Source organism: bacterium (genome assembly GCA_021159335.1).
Taxonomy (GTDB): Bacteria; UBP14; UBA6098; order B30-G16; family B30-G16; genus JAGGRZ01.
In genome coordinates this window covers 1-16939 of the sequence record JAGGRZ010000074.1, presented here as the reverse complement: position 1 = coordinate 16939, position 16939 = coordinate 1, and the positions used below count along the sequence as shown (strand labels likewise).

General features: G+C 45.0%; 13 protein-coding genes and 1 tRNA gene. 10 read left to right on the top strand and 4 right to left on the bottom strand.

The window, feature by feature from the left end:
* Nucleotides 1–308, top strand: a 308-nt coding sequence (locus J7J62_04460; protein ID MCD6124407.1) for a hypothetical protein, incomplete at its 5' end; no start/stop codon positions are given.
* Between the two features lie 69 nt (nucleotides 309–377).
* Here J7J62_04460 and J7J62_04455 read toward each other — a convergent pair.
* Nucleotides 378–920, bottom strand: coding sequence for an HAD-IIIA family hydrolase (locus tag J7J62_04455; protein ID MCD6124406.1), 543 nt, complete (start codon nucleotides 918–920; stop codon nucleotides 378–380).
* Nucleotides 917–1486: a Holliday junction branch migration protein RuvA gene (gene ruvA, locus J7J62_04450; GenBank protein MCD6124405.1), complete on the bottom strand. Its 570-nt coding sequence runs from the start codon at nucleotides 1484–1486 to the stop codon at nucleotides 917–919. The genes J7J62_04455 and ruvA overlap by 4 nt, the downstream gene beginning before the upstream one ends.
* 68 nt (nucleotides 1487–1554) lie before the next feature.
* On the opposite strand from ruvA, the gene J7J62_04445 reads away from it, so the two are divergent.
* From J7J62_04445 to J7J62_04405, 9 genes are read left to right on the top strand one after another with little or no spacing between them, the layout of a single operon-like run.
* Nucleotides 1555–2544 (top strand): sulfite exporter TauE/SafE family protein, encoded by a 990-nt coding sequence (locus J7J62_04445; protein MCD6124404.1) that lies wholly within the window; start codon nucleotides 1555–1557, stop codon nucleotides 2542–2544.
* Complete coding sequence (locus J7J62_04440; protein MCD6124403.1) at nucleotides 2541–3719, top strand: divergent polysaccharide deacetylase family protein; 1179 nt, start codon at nucleotides 2541–2543, stop codon at nucleotides 3717–3719. Before J7J62_04445 ends, J7J62_04440 begins: the two co-directional genes overlap by 4 nt.
* Entirely contained in the window at nucleotides 3692–4225 is a 534-nt protein-coding gene (locus J7J62_04435; GenBank protein ID MCD6124402.1) for a PTS sugar transporter subunit IIA, read from the top strand. The genes J7J62_04440 and J7J62_04435 overlap by 28 nt, the downstream gene beginning before the upstream one ends.
* Complete coding sequence (locus J7J62_04430) at nucleotides 4222–5634, top strand: oligosaccharide flippase family protein (GenBank protein MCD6124401.1); 1413 nt, start codon at nucleotides 4222–4224, stop codon at nucleotides 5632–5634. Before J7J62_04435 ends, J7J62_04430 begins: the two co-directional genes overlap by 4 nt.
* A 2-nt stretch (nucleotides 5635–5636) precedes the next feature.
* The gene (locus J7J62_04425; protein ID MCD6124400.1) at nucleotides 5637–6110 is read left to right on the top strand and encodes a hydrogenase maturation protease; all 474 of its coding nucleotides are present in this window, start codon (nucleotides 5637–5639) and stop codon (nucleotides 6108–6110) included.
* Between the two features lie 32 nt (nucleotides 6111–6142).
* A complete protein-coding gene (locus tag J7J62_04420) occupies nucleotides 6143–7396 on the top strand; it encodes an imidazolonepropionase (protein ID MCD6124399.1) in 1254 nt (417 codons plus the stop codon).
* Nucleotides 7393–7872 (top strand): LptE family protein, encoded by a 480-nt coding sequence (locus tag J7J62_04415; GenBank protein MCD6124398.1) that lies wholly within the window; start codon nucleotides 7393–7395, stop codon nucleotides 7870–7872. The genes J7J62_04420 and J7J62_04415 overlap by 4 nt, the downstream gene beginning before the upstream one ends.
* A gap of 2 nt (nucleotides 7873–7874) precedes the next feature.
* Entirely contained in the window at nucleotides 7875–10679 is a 2805-nt protein-coding gene (locus tag J7J62_04410; GenBank protein ID MCD6124397.1) for a S8 family peptidase, read from the top strand.
* Nucleotides 10680–10692: 13 nt separating this feature from the next.
* The gene (locus tag J7J62_04405) at nucleotides 10693–15891 is read left to right on the top strand and encodes a VCBS repeat-containing protein (protein MCD6124396.1); all 5199 of its coding nucleotides are present in this window, start codon (nucleotides 10693–10695) and stop codon (nucleotides 15889–15891) included.
* Between the two features lie 4 nt (nucleotides 15892–15895).
* Here J7J62_04405 and J7J62_04400 read toward each other — a convergent pair.
* Nucleotides 15896–15968, bottom strand: a tRNA-Ala gene (locus J7J62_04400).
* A gap of 50 nt (nucleotides 15969–16018) precedes the next feature.
* Nucleotides 16019–16696 carry a thioredoxin family protein gene (locus J7J62_04395; GenBank protein ID MCD6124395.1) on the bottom strand — a complete coding sequence of 226 codons (678 nt, stop codon included), beginning with the start codon at nucleotides 16694–16696 and terminating at the stop codon, nucleotides 16019–16021.
* Nucleotides 16697–16939 lie beyond the last annotated feature (243 nt).

The following is a 16939-nucleotide window of genomic DNA, read 5'->3' as shown; positions in this document are numbered from 1 at the left end:
AGAAGTTCACAGAATTTTCTCATTTCATACAGTTAACAGATGTTCTTGTTGGAGTGGTATCTTATTGTTTAGATTTTGAGAAATTAAACAATGAAGGTTATTTTAAATTAGGAAAAATATTGCTTCCTTTGGTTGATAGATTGATAAACAATCCTAAGAATAAAAATAGTAGTTTTGGCTATTATAAAAAATATAAAGTTTCCTTTTTTCCTGATAAAAACGGTGAAGTTTACCAAAAAAGAGATATAAAGTTAAAAAATTTTATTCAAAATTTACAAGAAATTCCCGGTCTTCTTAGTCAATCTTGAGGGGTTTGGGAGGTGATGGAGAGGTGAGACCATTGTCCCCTCACTAACCGGGGCATCCGTGGATCATTTTTATTTTACCTCTTTCGGCAAATACTCCACTGCTCCAAAATTACCCGTTCTGAACGCGTAAATAAGGTCGATAACTTCTCGCACGGCGCCCATTCCCCCTGCCTTTTTGCAAACATAATCCGCTGCCGCTTTAACCGCCGGGTGAGCATCTGCTGGAGCAGCCGAGAACCCACTTCTACGCATTACGGGAAGGTCGATTATCTCATCGCCCATAAAGCCCGTCTCATCGGCTTTGAATCCAGTTTCGGAAAGAAGTTTCTCGTATGCCTGAAGTTTTTTGGGGTTCCCTTGAATTATGTAATCGAACCTGAGTTCTTTTGCGCGACGAGCGACGACATCGGACACCTTACCGCTTAATATCGCTGTTTTTATTCCTATTGAATGCAAAACGCACAAGCTGTAGCCGTCCTTAACATCGAATCGTCTCATTTCCGCCCCGTCGGAAAGATAAGTTATGCCTCCATCAGTTAACACTCCATCGACATCGAATATCAAAAGCCTAAGGCGTAAAATTTTTGGCGCAAGGTTTTTGTAATTCATCATTTGCTCCCCAAAGCTTTTTTTATTAGCTCTTCGAGTTCCGCATCGGGATTTTTCTTGAGCGCGTTCTCGACGCGTTTTGCTGCTTCCTTTTTCGTGAAACCCAGTGCCTCGAGTGCCTCAATAGCTTCTGTCGCTCTCTGGGGTAGTATGCGCTCTTTTGATGGTATTTTTATCTTGCCTTTTAACTCTATCACTATCCGTTCTGCTGTTTTCCTGCCTATCCGCGGCAACTTTTCGAGTGATTCTACATCGCCGAGCTCGATGTATTCTGCCAGTTCGTCATGTCTCGTTCGGGAGAGCATTGCCATAGCAAGTTTTGGTCCTATTTTTGACACTCCGATTAGTTTCCTGAACATTTGCCTTTCCTCTTTCTGAGCGAAGCCGTAAAGTTCCATGCCGTCCTCACGATGAACGAGGTGAACGAAAAGTTTTGCTTGCTCGCCTATCTCTGGCAGAAGGTCGAATGTCCAGACGCTTATAAGAATGTGATAGCCTACCCCATTGCAGTCAATAACGGCTGAGGTCGGGCTTTTGCTTATCAGTTTTCCGTGGATGAACTCATACATTTCGCTGCTTAAAATTTGTCATAATAATAACCTTGACTAAATGATTTTTGCAAGTCAAATTTCGGCAAATGCTCGTAAGGTATTTTATAGAGGGTTTGCTTCTGGGGCTTTCGCTCGGGGTTACATGTGCCGTAACATGTGGTCCTGTTATTCTTCCTTTTGTTCTTCGCGCTGATAGGGGGCTTCGCTCCTCGCTCAAAATTTTTCTCGAGCTTTTCACTGGAAGAGCTCTTGCGTACGGCGCGGTAGGTGCAGCGGCAGGTTCACTTGGAGGAATGATTCCGCAAAATACGAGGAGTTTAATATCGTCTGTGGCATTTCTTGTTTTGGGGTTAATACTCATTTACATCGGAATAAGAAAAGAGGCTACTCCAGCCATTCACTTCAAAGGTTTTTTGAGCAAGTATATCGCTCGACCTTTCGTCGTCGGTGTGCTTACTGGACTTGAGCTTTGTCCGCCGTTTATGCTTGCTATAGCCCGAGCTGCCAGCATAGGCGGTGCGCTTGGTGGTGTGATGCTTTTTATGGGCTTCTTAATAGGGACTAATGTTTTCATAGTTCCTTTTGCGTTCTTTGGCGTCGTGGCGGGGAAGAGAGGCTTTGTTATTGCAGCATCCATAATAGCGATAATAGTTGGCTCGTGGTTTGCGCTTCAGGGGGCAAGTGGGTTGATTCTTTATTCCAGTCGCGGTATACCAGAAAGCGAAGCTAATTTCTCTGTAATAGGTGTCCCTGAGGCTCCGCAGGTGCTTATAGTAAGCGATAACTCATGGGGTGACACTCTTTTTAATCTTATTAAACCCGCGACAGTCGGGACAGTTCTGGTCGCAGACCCAGTTAATGCCAAAGAAATCGCGAACAAAATCGATACGATGGGTATAGTTATCTGGATATCGGATTCGCAGGTTCCGAAAGAAATAGTCAAAAGATTGGGGGTTGTCGTGGCAAGGAATTGCAAAGATAAAAAAACTTTGTTGCTACTGAATGATTTTATGACTACTTATTATTTCAAGCGCCGTTTCGGGAAAGGTTTCAAATTAGAGTGGAAGGGTAGATGAAACGAAGTAAAAAGTACCCTATTCATAAAAGAAGGGGTGCTAAAAAGAGCATATTGGGGATTTTGTCAATTATATTTTTGTGCTCTGGTATCGCTGTTATCCTTCTTTATGGTGTCAAAGGCAGGGGTGCATCAAGAAAGCCCGAGATAAACATAGTCCCGAGGAAACCCGAGATAAATTCTGCCATATACAAAGCCAGCGCCTATCTTGGGGTGCCCCGCAAAAACATTAGATTCGGCAAAGAGACCGAAGGGCAAATAAAAAATGTTACAATAATTGTTAATTCCTCCTTTCCACCAGCATTCGTTAATCATGTTTTCCAAAAGTTTATCACGGATGCGGGAGGTATTGTTTACGATGCGGTCGAGAAAGGTTGGAGTGTGAACAAGATTCTTTTGGCGGTGGGCGATTCCTCGGGAATAACGCACAGGATAAAATTGATTAGAAGGCATTCGGCGCCTGTGGAGTCGGCTTATGTAGCGCTTCTTATAGATGATTTCTGCGTCCGACCGATGCGACTCGAGCAAAAATTCTTCAAGTTAGGTATAAAGCTTAGCGCTGGAATCCTGCCCAGTAGAGAATTCACTCGCAATGTGGTTACTTTGCTTGCGGAATATCCAAATGTTGAGCGAATAGTCCATCTTCCTATGGAACCACGAGGCTATCCCGACATAGACCCCGGTCCCGATGCGATATTGACCTCAATGTCGGATAAGAGGATAATGGAACTCACGATGAAAGACATAGACCAGATTCCTGGTGCAGTGGGTGTCAGCAATCACATGGGCTCACTCGCAACTGAAAATCAGCGAGTTATGCGTGCTGTAATGATGATTTTGAGGCAGCGCGGGCTTTTCTGGGTTGATTCGAGGACGACGATATATACTGTCTTCGCAGAAATAGCCCAGGAACTCGGAGTTAAAGCTGCGAAAATAGATCATCTACTCGACCCTGAGGGATTCTCCAAGGAACAAATAGAACAGAGGTTGTTTGAATATTGCCTCGGTTCGCGAGGAAAACCAGCCGTAATACTTAATGCTCATGTTTCGGACACTATCCTATCGATTCTTGCCAAGGACATCCCTGTCCTAAAGCGATATGGAGTCAAGTTTATATGGGTATCCGAGGCTATAAGACGGAAGGCACAATGGCATCGCAAAAGCCAAAAGATTTGAGAATTTACAGGCTATTGAAACCCGAGCTTATAAGGCTTTGGGAACATGTTGATGAACCTATCGATGAGGAGACTGGAGAGCCGATACCACTGCGCCCGGAAAGGATAACCGAAATTGTGCTTCAAAAGTGTGTCGATGTGCTCGATGAAACCGGTGCTGTGAAGAACAAAAGAAAACTTTTTGCGGAACTTTTGTTCCGGGAGAAAGAAAATCCAACGGCTATAGGTGATGGGATAGCTATACCTCATGTTCGGAGCGTTAATGTTCGAGAGCTCGTCATGTGCTTTTTGCGTTTCCCCGAGGGTGTCAGGATGAAGTCACTCGATGGTGAGCCTGTTTATTTCGTTTTTTGTATAGTCGTCCCCAAATTTTTGGAGGACATTACGGGCTATCAGAGGATTTACAGGAAGCTTATAGATTGGCTTCGCTCATCGAATTTTCGGGAAGAATTATCAGAAGCAAAAGATGCCGGTGAGGTAATAAGAGCCATAAGGATGATGGAATGAGTCTTTGGCGCAAAAGCGCTGGTTACGCAGTTGGGAGAGCATTCACATCGTTTTTAGTTTTTTTGTTGCTTCCTATTCTTACGCGCCTTCTTACGCCTGAGATGTTCGGAACATGGCAGATTATGGCTTTCTTTGCTGCTGTGGTTATGGTGATGGTTCAGCTTGGACTCGATCAGGCATTATTCAGGTTTTATGTTATCGACTCGAAAAATAGGGGCAGATACCTTGCCGTAACATATTTGTTCGTGGCTTTCGCCTCGATAGTGATGTTTTTGATAGTTTTCATTCTCAAAAATCCTCTAAGAACTGTTCTTTTAAGCAGGATGTCGAGCCCAAATCTTGTCTTGCTTGCCGCACTGTGGGGGATCGTTGACGCTTTCTTTTTTACCACGACCACCGTTTTCCAAGCTGAGGAGCGAGTTTCAACATTCGTTATGTGCGATGTTACCCGTGCTCTTCTTGGATATGGTATGGGGTTATTTGCTCTTCAGGCTGGCTACGGAATAGTAGGTCTTGTGTGGGCATGGATTTTTTCTGCATTAGCTGTCCTGTTTTTGGTTTTCCCGCTTATAACAAAAAGAATTGCTTCACCGCGACCGGTTGCCTTGGTATTGCCCATGGTAAGATACGGCTTTCCGCTGGCGATTAATATGTTGATAATAAAGTTTTTCACATTCACTGATAGATGGCTTATCGCGCGTCTTTCGGGACTCTCTGATGTGGGCTCGTATTCCGCCGGTTTGAAGATAGCAGGGATAGTTCAGGCAGCATTGATACCAATCCGTTATGCGTGGCTTGCGAGAATGTTTAATCTTTACAAAGAAGGTAGGCTTAAAGAAAAGCTGCCGCATTTCTGGCGTCAAATAAGCGGTTTCATTGGCTTCGTTGCCGTATTTGTTATAATCTTCGCGAAAGAAATTTTTTCGTTGATGATAGGACCGGGTTACGAGTCGGGAAGGTTTGTTATCCCAATACTGGCGGCAGCGTTTTTCATAGACGCGTTGATACTGGTTGCCGATGCCGGTATCTATGTGACAGGTAAAACATCATTGATTCCAGCATACACTTTTTTCGCAATGCTTGGAAACATTTTCCTTTGCATTCTCTGGATTCCTCGATTTGGCGTTTTGGGTGCTGCGTTTGCGGTGTTTGTTTCATATGCCTTGTTGTTTTTCATGTTTTGGCGGGCTGGACAGTTCTTATATCATGTTGATATACCTTATGTAAAGGTTTTTTCATCGGTTGTGGCGGTGATTCTTTCTATGATAGTTTCCGCTGGTGAGTTTGCTTTAATAGTAAGACTTCCCATTTTCATTGTGATATCAACAGCATTGATTCTCGTTACCGGGATCGAACGCGACGCAACTGTCTTTTTAAAAAATACCATTAGAAAGCGGGGCAAAAAGTAACTGTGAAAAGGGAAATAGTAAAACAGTTAAAAAGTTTTCTTATTGGAGAGTGGGTTATTCTTGGGATAGGCAATCGTCTTCGCGGCGATGATGGTTTTGGGTCTATTGTAGCCGAAAGACTTGGGAAAGTCACGGGTTCAGAAAGAATTTTTGACGGTGGTGTTGCCCCGGAAAATTTTTTGGGGAAGATAGCCAAGTTGAATCCAAAAAGTATGCTTATTCTTGATGCCGTGGTTTTTGATGGTGAGCCAGCAGAGCTTAGGATTTTTACGCCTGATGACTTTGGGGAGCAACTAACATTAACTCATGGACCAACCGATTTTAAGCTCATAAAATCTTTCCTCGGCAATGTTGACATAAGAATTCTTGCAGCGAATCCCGTCAGCGTAAAGTTCGGTGCAAAGTTGTCTCCTCAGATTGATAAATGCATCGACGATGTGGTTTTAACGCTTGCCACCATACTTGTTAATCGATAAAATTAGTTGAATCAAATACTTTTGGGGTAACTATGCTTTTAGTGAAAGATATAGGTGAGCTTCTAACCTGTGATGCTGCTGACGGTGGACCATTGCGGGGCAAGGCGGTTTCGAATCCAGGGTTAATCAAAAATGCTGCGATAGTGATATACGACGGAATCATTGTTGACCGTGGACAACAAGACGAAATCATCAGGAAGTATGGTGACAGGATAACCAACGAAATCAGCGCAGATGGAGGACTTGTTACTCCTGGATTAGTAGACCCTCACACGCATGCCGTTTTTGTCGGCACGAGGGAGCTTGAATTTGAGATGCGGATTCAGGGCAAAAGTTACATGGAGATAGCAAAAGCTGGGGGTGGCATTCTTAATACCGCAAAGCGAGTTCGCGAAAGCAACGAGCAGGAACTTTTAGAGAGTGGATTAAAGTATTTAAATTGGTCGTTGAAGCACGGGACAACTACTATCGAGGTGAAAAGCGGATACGGTTTGTCAACTGAGTCTGAGCTCATGATGCTTCGTGCTATAAAGGAACTTGGGGAACAGTCTGCACTCGATGTTGTATCCACATTTTTGGGCGCGCACGAAGTTCCAGCGGAGTTCAGACCGGACGGGAGAAAAGAGTATGTCGATATCGTGGTTAATGAAATGCTGCCAAAAGTTGCTGAGAAGCGTCTGGCTAAATTTGTGGATGTTTTTTGTGAAGTGGGCGTTTTTGACCTTGACGATACGAAAAAAATTCTTACCCGCGCGAGGGAGCTTGGTTTTGGACTAAAAATTCACGCCGATGAGATTGAGCCTATGGGTGGGACAGAGCTTGGAGTTGAGCTTGGTGCTGCAAGCGTTGACCATCTCGTTGCAGTGTCGGAACGAGGGATCGAAATGCTCGCAAAATCGGATACTGTCGCGGTTTTGCTTCCCGGAACATCTTTTTTCCTCGACCTTGGTAAATTCGCTCCTGCAAGACGGCTTTTAGATTCGGGGGCGATAGTTGCCCTTGCTACGGATTTCAACCCGGGTTCTTCCCCGACGACTAACATGCCTCTCGTTATGTCTATAGCGTGCACGAAAATGAAAATGACTCCGGCTGAGGCATTCGCCGCTGCTACTATAAATGCTGCCAAAGCGTTAAAGCTTGAGGAAAAAGTGGGAAGCATTACGCCGGGTAAGCAGGCTGACCTCGTTATTTGGAATGCGGAAAACCACAGACAAATTCCTTATTTCTACGGCGAAAACCTCGTTAAAATGGTCTTAAAGAGAGGAGAGGTGGTATACAAAGCATGAGAATTAAATCTTATATATATTTGCTCGTGATTTTCGGACTATTCTCTGGTTGCTACTATACATTTACGGAAAAGCCATATATTCAAATTAAAACCATAGCCGTGAAACCTTTCGAAAACGAGACCCAGCAATACGGTATTGCCTCACTAACGACAAGCCTTCTTATACAAAAGATTCAGGGGTCGAGTGGCTATTCTATCGCTGATGAGGAGCGCGCTGACGGTATTATTGAAGGTAAAATAATCTACTATTCACGAGAGGTAAATACATATGATGCTCAGGAGAATCCGCTGGATTACATAATAAAAGTCCGCGCACGGGTGGCGCTTATCGAACGAGTCAGCGGGAAAAAACTTTTCGAGTCCACATTTGAGGGATTCGCGACATTTCCTCTTGACGGCGACGAGGACAAAGCCACAAACGAAGCCGTCGAGATGCTCGCTCAAAGGATTTACGAGAAACTGAAGGGCGGATAAAAATGAAAAAAGTTATTATTATTGTATCAGCGATTTTATCCATATGTTTCAGCGAACATTTTGTTGCCTTTCGTAAGCACGACTATAGCCTTCTTTTCGCAAATTTGTCTGAACATCCGATTGATGAAAGGCGAAAGATTGCAATAAGGTTGCTTAAGGACTTTCATGCCCATGCTCAAAAGAACCTTATCCGAAGGCTTGAAGCTCTGCGTGCTAATAATCCCGACAAAATATCTTTTAAACCTCTTTGGCTTCTTGATGCCGTGATAATTGAAACAGATAGAAACATTGTAAACATTCTTTCGGCCGAATTCCCAGAATACGATTTTATCGTTGAGCATGAACAATTCGCGGAATTGAGCAATGCAGGGCATTCATTGATGGCGATGGATACATTTCCTCCAGAAAGCCTGGTTTGGGGAATCGATACGCTTCACATCAGGCAGGCATGGGAAATTTATGGCACTTACGGTGATGGAGTTCTTGTGGCGATACTTGATTCAGGACTTGAACCGTGGCATTCAGATATTATTGGTGGTGTATTCGAGAATGTTGATGAAGGCTTCGTTTATAACGGCATCGACGATGATGGTGACAGCCTTGTGGACGACATCTGGGGATACAATTTCATCGATACAACATCGCATCCCTATGATGACCGTGGTCATGGGACACATGTTTCCGGCACTGCGTGCGGTAGAAACGGGATAGGAGTTGCTCCGCGGGCGAGGATATTGCCTTTAAAAGTTCTTAATAGTCATGGGAGTGGTCGCCCTTCGATTGTTTGGCTTGCCACGCAATTCGCGCTTGAAATTGGTGCGGATATAGCCAACTACTCGATAGGCTGGCATGACACAACCACGACGATGAAAACAGCCTGGCGAACTGCAATGACTAACGCTATAACTGCTGGATTGGTTATAGTTGCTGGAGCGGGCAATGAAGGAGGAATGTATGGTGCACCGAACAATCTGCGGCTTCCAGGTGCGGTGCCTGAGGTTATAACTGTTGGCGCCATTGATACGGCAAAGAATATCGCGGGCTTCTCAAGTGTAGGTCCTGTGGAGTGGAGCGATCATCCGTATCCACCTGGTTTAATAAAACCTGATGTGGTCGCCCCAGGTGTTGGTATATTATCGTCCATAATAACAGGCGATAGAGGTTTGAATAGCGGAACATCTATGGCTACACCTCATGTGGTTGGTATCTGTGCCCTGTTAAAGCAACTTAATCCAGAGCTGACGCACCAGCAAATAAAAGCCATAATAGAGTCAACAGCCGTAGATCTCGGTCCCGCAGGAAAGGATTCAATTTATGGAAGTGGCCTTGTGGACCCTGTTGAAGCACTTGCAAGCGCGACAAGCCTCATAAGATTTCATTGGAGCTCAACTGAGTCCGGAACGCTTATCGTAATGCCTTACAAACTTAGATTTTTCGGCGATAGCGGTGTTGTTAAAGTTCCTGATTCATCACAATTTCTGATTTTCAAGGCCGATGGATTTGTTCCTGAAACACTCTCGTTTTCAGTGAGCGATAGCATTTACTCGTTTTCACCTGTTCCAGTAGATTCTCATATGGTAAAATTCGTGCTCCTTGATTTTGATAGTGGAGCGCTTATTGAGGGTTGGGTAATAGTGGACGAGGATACGCATGATATATTTGGTTCAGGTCGAATTATACTCCCCGAAATTCCAGTGCTTGTTTATGCTACTGCCCCCGGTTACAACATGGATTCCGCTGTGGTTTCTGATACAAGTAGCTGTGCGTTTTTCTTCCTTCATCACTGCATCGACTTTGAGGATTCCAGCTTCTTTTCCGACACGGGCGATTGGGATTGGGGTGTTCCTTCTTCTGGTCCCGATACGGCAAGGAGTGGCAGAAAGGTTTGGGCTACATCGCTTGCCGATACATACTCGAATTCATCTGACTCGTGGCTCAGGACGGCTTGGTTTGATGTTGACAGTGGAGCAATGCTTTGCATGTGGCATTGGTACGACTGCGAGGCGACAAGCTGGGGTTTCTGGGATGGGGGAAATATTAGCGCTGACTTTGGTTCGGGTTGGCAGGTGATTTTCCCGATAGGTGATTATACCTGCTGGCTTGACAGTTATAATTCGATAATGCCATGGGAACCCGCATTCTCTGGCATGAGTCTTGGGAACTTTTGGCATCAGTCTGTGTTTGTATTACAGAACACAGCACCATGCTCAGTAAGATTCGCTCTTCACTTTTCGTCAGATGACAACACAACCCGCGATGGGTGGTATATTGACGATTTCTGCGTGATAGCAAGAACAACCCGCAAACCTTTAATAACAAGCGTGCTTATTGATGCTGATTCAGCCGTCATAGCTGCGTATGCAGTTAATTCTGTCATCGACTCATTATACGCTTTAAGCGCCGATAGCGTTGTATTCATTGGAGAAAGAATATGTTGTGATACATTTGTCGTAACTTTTTATGGAGACACGGGGGAAACCATTTATTTCCATATTGTGGCAGTGGACACGAACGGGAGATTCGCGACTTATCCCACCGATTCGATGCTCAGAATAATAATGCCACCAGTAGTTGTAAAAGAAATTTTGGATAAAAATGGAATCGTCATTGAAAACATTGGTGACGGAAGAATACTTTGTCAGGGTATGGATTACATCGAGGTGTTCGATGTTATGGGTAGGAGACTTGTTGCCCGAAAGTTAAAAGCCGACAAATTTTACTGGAAATTCAGCAATTCAGGGATATACTTTATAAGAGCGGTTAAAAATGGAAATGTTATAAGGAGGAAAATTGTTATTTTAAAATAAGCAGGGGGGAGTCATGAGAAAAATAGCATTAGCTTTATTTATTTTAGTTGTTATTCAGTTATCATTTGGTGCTTTTACCCTTAAGTGGTTTTATGCACTTGCGCCCTCCGATACGGCGAGACCGTTCAACTACGACAGGATGGTTTATGGTGCCACGGCTGCTATAGCGCAACTTCCCGGGGTTAACTCTGTGGGTGGAGAACCAGATGATTGGCTCGAAATAGTTTTTGGAAGCGAGGAGTTAAGGAATTACGAGGACACAACTGATACCTCACGAGGGCTGTGGCGTTGTCTTGATGCTACCGGTAGACTCGAATGGTTCAAAGGAACTCAGACTGATGAGTCGCGTTCGTCGCCTGCTATACTGGATTTCTATGGTGGTGACGGTTTACCCGATATTATTGGCGGCACAACGAGCGGATGGAATGTAGAGGCTATGGATAGGTTTGGCAATTTTCTGTGGACATTTCCTTCGCCGCCGGTGCTCTCGGGACCTTACGCTTGGCATTCCTCTCCCGCAGTGGCGGATTTCGTGCCCGCATTGCCCGGTCTTGAGGTGGTGATAGGTTGCAACGCATATAATGCAATAACAGGAACTTCACATTGGGGAATATGGTGTTTTCAAGCTGACCCCAGTGACAGAAGGGACAACGGAATAACCTCACCCGGCTGGCTCGACTATCCCGCTTCTGTTGCTCCGGGCGGCACTGATGGTATAGATTGGGATGTTATCTGGTATAGGCAGACTAATGCGCCTGTTATTTCGACACCTTGCGCTGCCGATATGAACGGAGATGGTGCGGATGATGTTATAATAGGCGTGGGCTGGCATGCGCCTGCTACTGCGCCCGTTGGCGCTGATGATGGCAAAATAATGTGCCTTAATGGTACTAATGGTGCCGTTTTGTGGTCCGTTTCCACTGGTGACCATGTTACTGCATCGCCTGCCGTGGCTGACCTCGATAGAGATGGCGACCCCGAAGTTGTCGTTGGTTCTTACGATGGCAACCTTTATTTCATTGACGGTGACGAGAACGGAAATGGTATTATCGACCCCTCAGAAATGGAAGTTTATAGGGGCTCCGGTCGAATATATTCTTCCGCCGCGATAGCGGATGTTGACCATGATGGCGATTACGAGATAGTCGTTGGATTGGGTAATGGTTTATTGGGTTGCTTTAATTATTTCCCGGTTCTGGATTCGATAATAGTCAAATGGGTTGACACGCTCGGGGATTCGATAGTAACCTCGCCCGCTATAGCGGGGCATCCTGATGATCGCATTCCATGGCCGTTTTTCCGTCGTGATGCAAAGAGGACTGGATTTTACCCATATGCGGGACCGTGGCTTCACATATTCATAGCAGCGGATAAGCCCTCTGGAGCGTACCTTTTTGACATACTTGGCGATGGCTCAAAAGTGGATTCTGTGAGAATTGGCAAGACTGTTTTTGCGTCACCTGTGGTAGCAGATATCGACAAGGACTGCAACCTTGACCTCGTTATAACGGGCGCTAATTACGATACAGGCTGGATTTTTACTATTGATGGTCCCGATACATTCTTCTGCTTTGAGACAGGTATAACGACGAGGGGATGTGAAGATAGTATTCTTTATGCCCATATAACCGATGTTTGGGCTGAGGGATGTTCGCTTGTTTATGCTACAGTTTGCGTGTATGATGAGGATTCGTTTTATGTTCATGGATTGCAATTAAGGAATTTTAATTTTACTGAAAATGGTGCGCCGATAATACCACCAAGATTGAGAATGTTAAATGTATGTCCACCGGAAACTCATCTTGTTGACATTGTTTTTCTTTTTGATTTTTCGACGAGCATGGATTCCGAAATAACGCTTTTGCACCTTCATGTTCCGGAATTTGTCCATGCATTAAAGCGTGTTGACTACAGGATCGCTATGATAGTTTTCAACGGATGTCCTTCAGAGCCAAGCGGCGTTTGCAAACTTGTCAGAACAGCCTTTACTGGTCCCAGAAGGTGCATTCTCGATTTAACGGCTGGTCCTGATTGGTGGGCGTCAGATTCAGCTGAATTCGAATGCCTATTCCGGGCAGCCATGACGATGTATACATGGCCACCGGGAACTCGCGGTTCTGGATACGAGGACCAATATGGCGCTATATATAGAGCAAATTCATGGTTAACATTCAGACCCGGTGCAAAGAAAATTTTCGTTCTTCTGACTGACGAAAGACCTATAGTGCGTAGCACCTGGTGTTCACCGGCATGGGGACCAGATTCAGCAAGCCTTGATTCTATAATAGAATTCTGTCGGCGGGAGAGTATAACGGTTTTGCCTATAACTCCGCGAGATGGTGAGTTCGAATATGTTCCCGGGCTTGAACCAGCAGCAAGAAGATTTTACACAGGTTACTATGACCTTGCCGAGAGTACTGGCGGTGAGTGGTTTTATCTATATTCTGCTGATTGGACTGTTTTGGTAAGGTCCGTGGGGCACGAGATAGCTAATGACTCGTGCTGTTATTTATTTGTCTGGCCTGAGTCAATATTCTGCGAGGATAGCATCCATCTTGAGGTGACTGTAGTGAACGATTCGGGCGCATTCGGCGTGGACGACACATACTACATTTCTCTTTGCCCTCCCGACCTCAAGCTCGTTTATCCGTTCCCTTGCGGTGGCGTGACAACATGCGAAAAACAGGGATTCAAGTATATTGTGACCAATAAAATTTACGGTCCATTGGTGCCGTCAACGCTGGTGCTTATCGTTAACGGTGATACGCTCGGTGCCAGTGACCCAAGAGTAAGCGTTGATGACACATCGATAACATTTACGCCGACGACGAGCTGGGACCACCACGATACGGTGGTTTTTTATGTGGCGCATGTTGAAAACATGAACGGATGCGTGGCTTCGACACCACCGTGCACATTCTATGTTGACCTTATGCCTCCAGCGGTTATACGCACTCAACCAGCAGATGCAGAAACAATGTGGATAATAGACGAGTTCCGCATTGGTGCACAACTTTTCGACGACTTCTGTGGCGTGGATACATCGCTTGTAGGAAGCGATAATGTCGTGGTTCTTTATGAGGGCGATACCCTTGGCTTTGATTCGGTGCATTTTGAGGATAGCATGTGGCTTTTCATCGACGGTTTGGACTCGCTTGCTGAGGGTAACTATACGGTTTGCATTCTTAATCTTTACGATAATCCAGACTATGATTACTGTCCTCCTAATCATATGCCCCGATATTGCTGGAATTTCTATCTCTCGTCTTCAGTCAGTCATATTTGGTTTGGTGACACAGCTTTCGCACCTTGCGAGACCGCTTATGTTCCGCTCTACATTGATAGCGTTGGTGGTGCTGGACTTTACTCGCTCGATTTGTGGTTCCGCCTTAATTCACATGTGATGTATCCTACGGGATTGGATTTTCGTGGCTGTATAGCAAGAGTCTCCGCTGGAACACTTCTTAGCGTTGTCGCTGGCGATAGGTGGTACATTCATGTTGAGTTCGCCGAGACAGTAACGCATATAGATACTGGTATTGTCCTCTGGCTTAAAGGATTGGTTAATTGTCGAGGTCATGGTGGAGACTACACATCCATAATAATAGACAGTGCCCGCGCTGGCAGGGGGCTTCCGCGTTTAACTTGGAGCCATGGATTCCTTATCGTCCTGTGGCGTGTTAATCCGTGGTTGCAGTACATAATAGTTGACCGTGTTGGTTCGGCGAGTCGCAGAACATTAACCATTGGCGGTGATTTCTCCGCTACCGACCTTTACGACACATGGCTTGATTTGCTTTACCTTGAACCGCCGCCGGCTGAAGTGGATGCGTTCATAACGATGAATGATCCTTCTCATCCATCCGTAACAAAGCTTTCACGCAGTGTTCAGGACCTGTCGCCACCCAACAGGTGGGTGATAAAAACCGATTCCGAGACCTTAACTACTGTCCACTGGAATCCGATTCATTTCCCTGATGGGCATTTTGAGCTTAACGGCGTTCTGGATATGAAGCGCGAGACGCTATTCGTTTGGAATACATCGATTGACGAGTCACTGGTTATAACCTGGAGCTTGCCGCGCCCTCGCAAAAGCGATGTAACCCTCGTTCGTGGCTGGAATCTTATTTCGCTTCCCGCGATACCTACTCATCACAGTCCGAGAGAGGTGTTCCCATGGTCGCTGGGGATTTGGACATATAACGCGCAAACGAAAATGTTCTATATCCCCGATTTGCTTGATATGGGGCGTGGATATTGGGTTTATAGCACAAAAGATACCTCATACCCTATAGCCGGGATTCCTGTTACTGGCTACTGTCGCCATGTATATCGCGGGTGGAACCTTATAGGTGGCATATCCTCGCCAGTAGCGCTGTCGAATGTTTGCACTGTGCCCTCGACCGCGTTAATACCACCACTTTACAGATACTCGACTTCTACCGGTAGTTTCCAATCCGTCACCGATAGTCTATACCCCGGGGTAGGATATTGGGCGCTTTTTGCGTCCGATGCGATTTTATCGGTTCCTTCCGGAAGAGGGTATTGCCGGCTTTCAGCGCCGCCCAAACCCGACTGGATGGCAACAATTGAAGCCCTTTGTGATGGCGAGCCCAGTAGACTTTACTTTGGCACTTGCGCGTATGCCAGTGACGATTTAGACCCTGCAGATGAAGGTTTGCCTCCAGTATTACCTCAAATTAATTCTGAACCGCCTGTTATGTACTTTGTTCGCGATGGTATCATGTTGAAAAAAGACATATCTCGTAAGCAGGTCTGGAATCTAATCTTGAGCCGGGCATGCGATGTAAAATTTGAAATACCGCAAGGTGTATCTTTAGTGCTTGTTATGCCCAACGGTTCCCTGTTCGAGCTCTCTGGAGTTCGTCGTCTGCGCTTGAATGCGGGTGAATATAAGATTGCATCTCCTGATTTTGCTGATTTGCCTAAGTTCACCTTGTTATCCTGCAAACCGAATCCATTTAACGAGGCGACTACTATAACATTTGGTCTTCCGCGCAGGATGAGTGTCTTGGTTGCAGTTTACGATATCTCGGGGAGGCTCGTTCGCAAACTTGTCCATGATAAACTTGAGCCGGGCTATCATAAGTTAATTTGGCGTCCTGATAATGGGGTCTCTTCCGGAGTTTACTTTATTGAACTTCAAACACCAGACGGAACAATCTACAAACGGGTTTTGTTGGTGAAATAAAAAATGGAGCGTACGGGACTCGAACCCGTGACCTCCACGCTGCCAGCGTGGCGCTCTCCCAGTTGAGCTAACGCCCCATAACCGTAATTAGTATTAATAAATTTGGGCTTGAGTTTGTCAACAGATTTTAGCTTGATTGCTTATCCAGTGAGGCTTGGACTGCCTGCAGAACCTGTTCAACAAACACATCTTCGGGCACAAGTCCCTCGAATTCGACGGCGTCGTTGATGACTATTTTGGGGACTGCGTTGACGGCGTATTTGGCTACCAAATCCGGAAATTCGGTAGCTTCAACCATGTCAGATGTTACCTTGGGCGACTCGAGAGCAAACCTATGAGCTGTGAAAACCGCTTGTGGACAGTATGGACATGTGGGTGTGACGAACACTTGAATGCGAACATCATCATCAATAAAGCTAAGCTTTTCCTTAATTTGCGGTGAAAGACCAGACTCATTGTTGGATACCATTATTATATCCTCAAGGAGAGTTGCGAACTCATAGCCCGATGGTATGCCGAAAAATTTTATTCCGTAGTTTGTTATATTACCATTGTTAGCGGCGCAAACTACTATAGCCGGCACCTTATCGACACCGAATTTTTCCGCCTCATCTTTATTGAGGACCAGGTTGTATTTGGTATATGATAGTTTTGAATTTAGCTCGCATAGCTCTTTAAGCATTTGCTCTGTTAGGTCGCAATATTGGCAATCGCCGACATTTTGAGTGAAAAATATTAGTTTTACTGGATTTTTTATTCTCTCAAGCGATTGTTTTATTTTCTGTTTATCCTGTTCCGAAAAAATTGGCATCATATACCTCCGTTTTTTGGTTTCGGGTCTTAAAAAATCAAAAAGCTACAAATTGTCAACCAAAATAGTAAACAATATCAGTATTTTTTGTTAAAAAACCTATTTTTTGCCTAATTTATTGTGGGTCAACAATTTAAAAATTTTGTGAAAATATTCTCAAATTATTGTTGACAAATTTTTTAAGCATCTGACTTTTTTCAAAAAACGTGAACCCAAGAAAAAAAATGCCACCACAAA

Excerpts from the sequence above, each read along its gene's own strand:
- J7J62_04455 (MCD6124406.1), bottom strand. The coding sequence starts at position 920 with ATGATGAATTACAAAAACCTTGCGCCAAAAATTTTACGCCTTAGGCTT.
- ruvA (MCD6124405.1), bottom strand. The coding sequence starts at position 1,486 with ATGTATGAGTTCATCCACGGAAAACTGATAAGCAAAAGCCCGACCTCA.
- J7J62_04445 (MCD6124404.1), top strand. The coding sequence starts at position 1,555 with ATGCTCGTAAGGTATTTTATAGAGGGTTTGCTTCTGGGGCTTTCGCTC.
- J7J62_04440 (MCD6124403.1), top strand. The coding sequence starts at position 2,541 with ATGAAACGAAGTAAAAAGTACCCTATTCATAAAAGAAGGGGTGCTAAA.
- J7J62_04435 (MCD6124402.1), top strand. The coding sequence starts at position 3,692 with ATGGCATCGCAAAAGCCAAAAGATTTGAGAATTTACAGGCTATTGAAA.
- J7J62_04430 (MCD6124401.1), top strand. The coding sequence starts at position 4,222 with ATGAGTCTTTGGCGCAAAAGCGCTGGTTACGCAGTTGGGAGAGCATTC.
- J7J62_04420 (MCD6124399.1), top strand. The coding sequence starts at position 6,143 with ATGCTTTTAGTGAAAGATATAGGTGAGCTTCTAACCTGTGATGCTGCT.
- J7J62_04415 (MCD6124398.1), top strand. The coding sequence starts at position 7,393 with ATGAGAATTAAATCTTATATATATTTGCTCGTGATTTTCGGACTATTC.
- J7J62_04410 (MCD6124397.1), top strand. The coding sequence starts at position 7,875 with ATGAAAAAAGTTATTATTATTGTATCAGCGATTTTATCCATATGTTTC.
- J7J62_04405 (MCD6124396.1), top strand. The coding sequence starts at position 10,693 with ATGAGAAAAATAGCATTAGCTTTATTTATTTTAGTTGTTATTCAGTTA.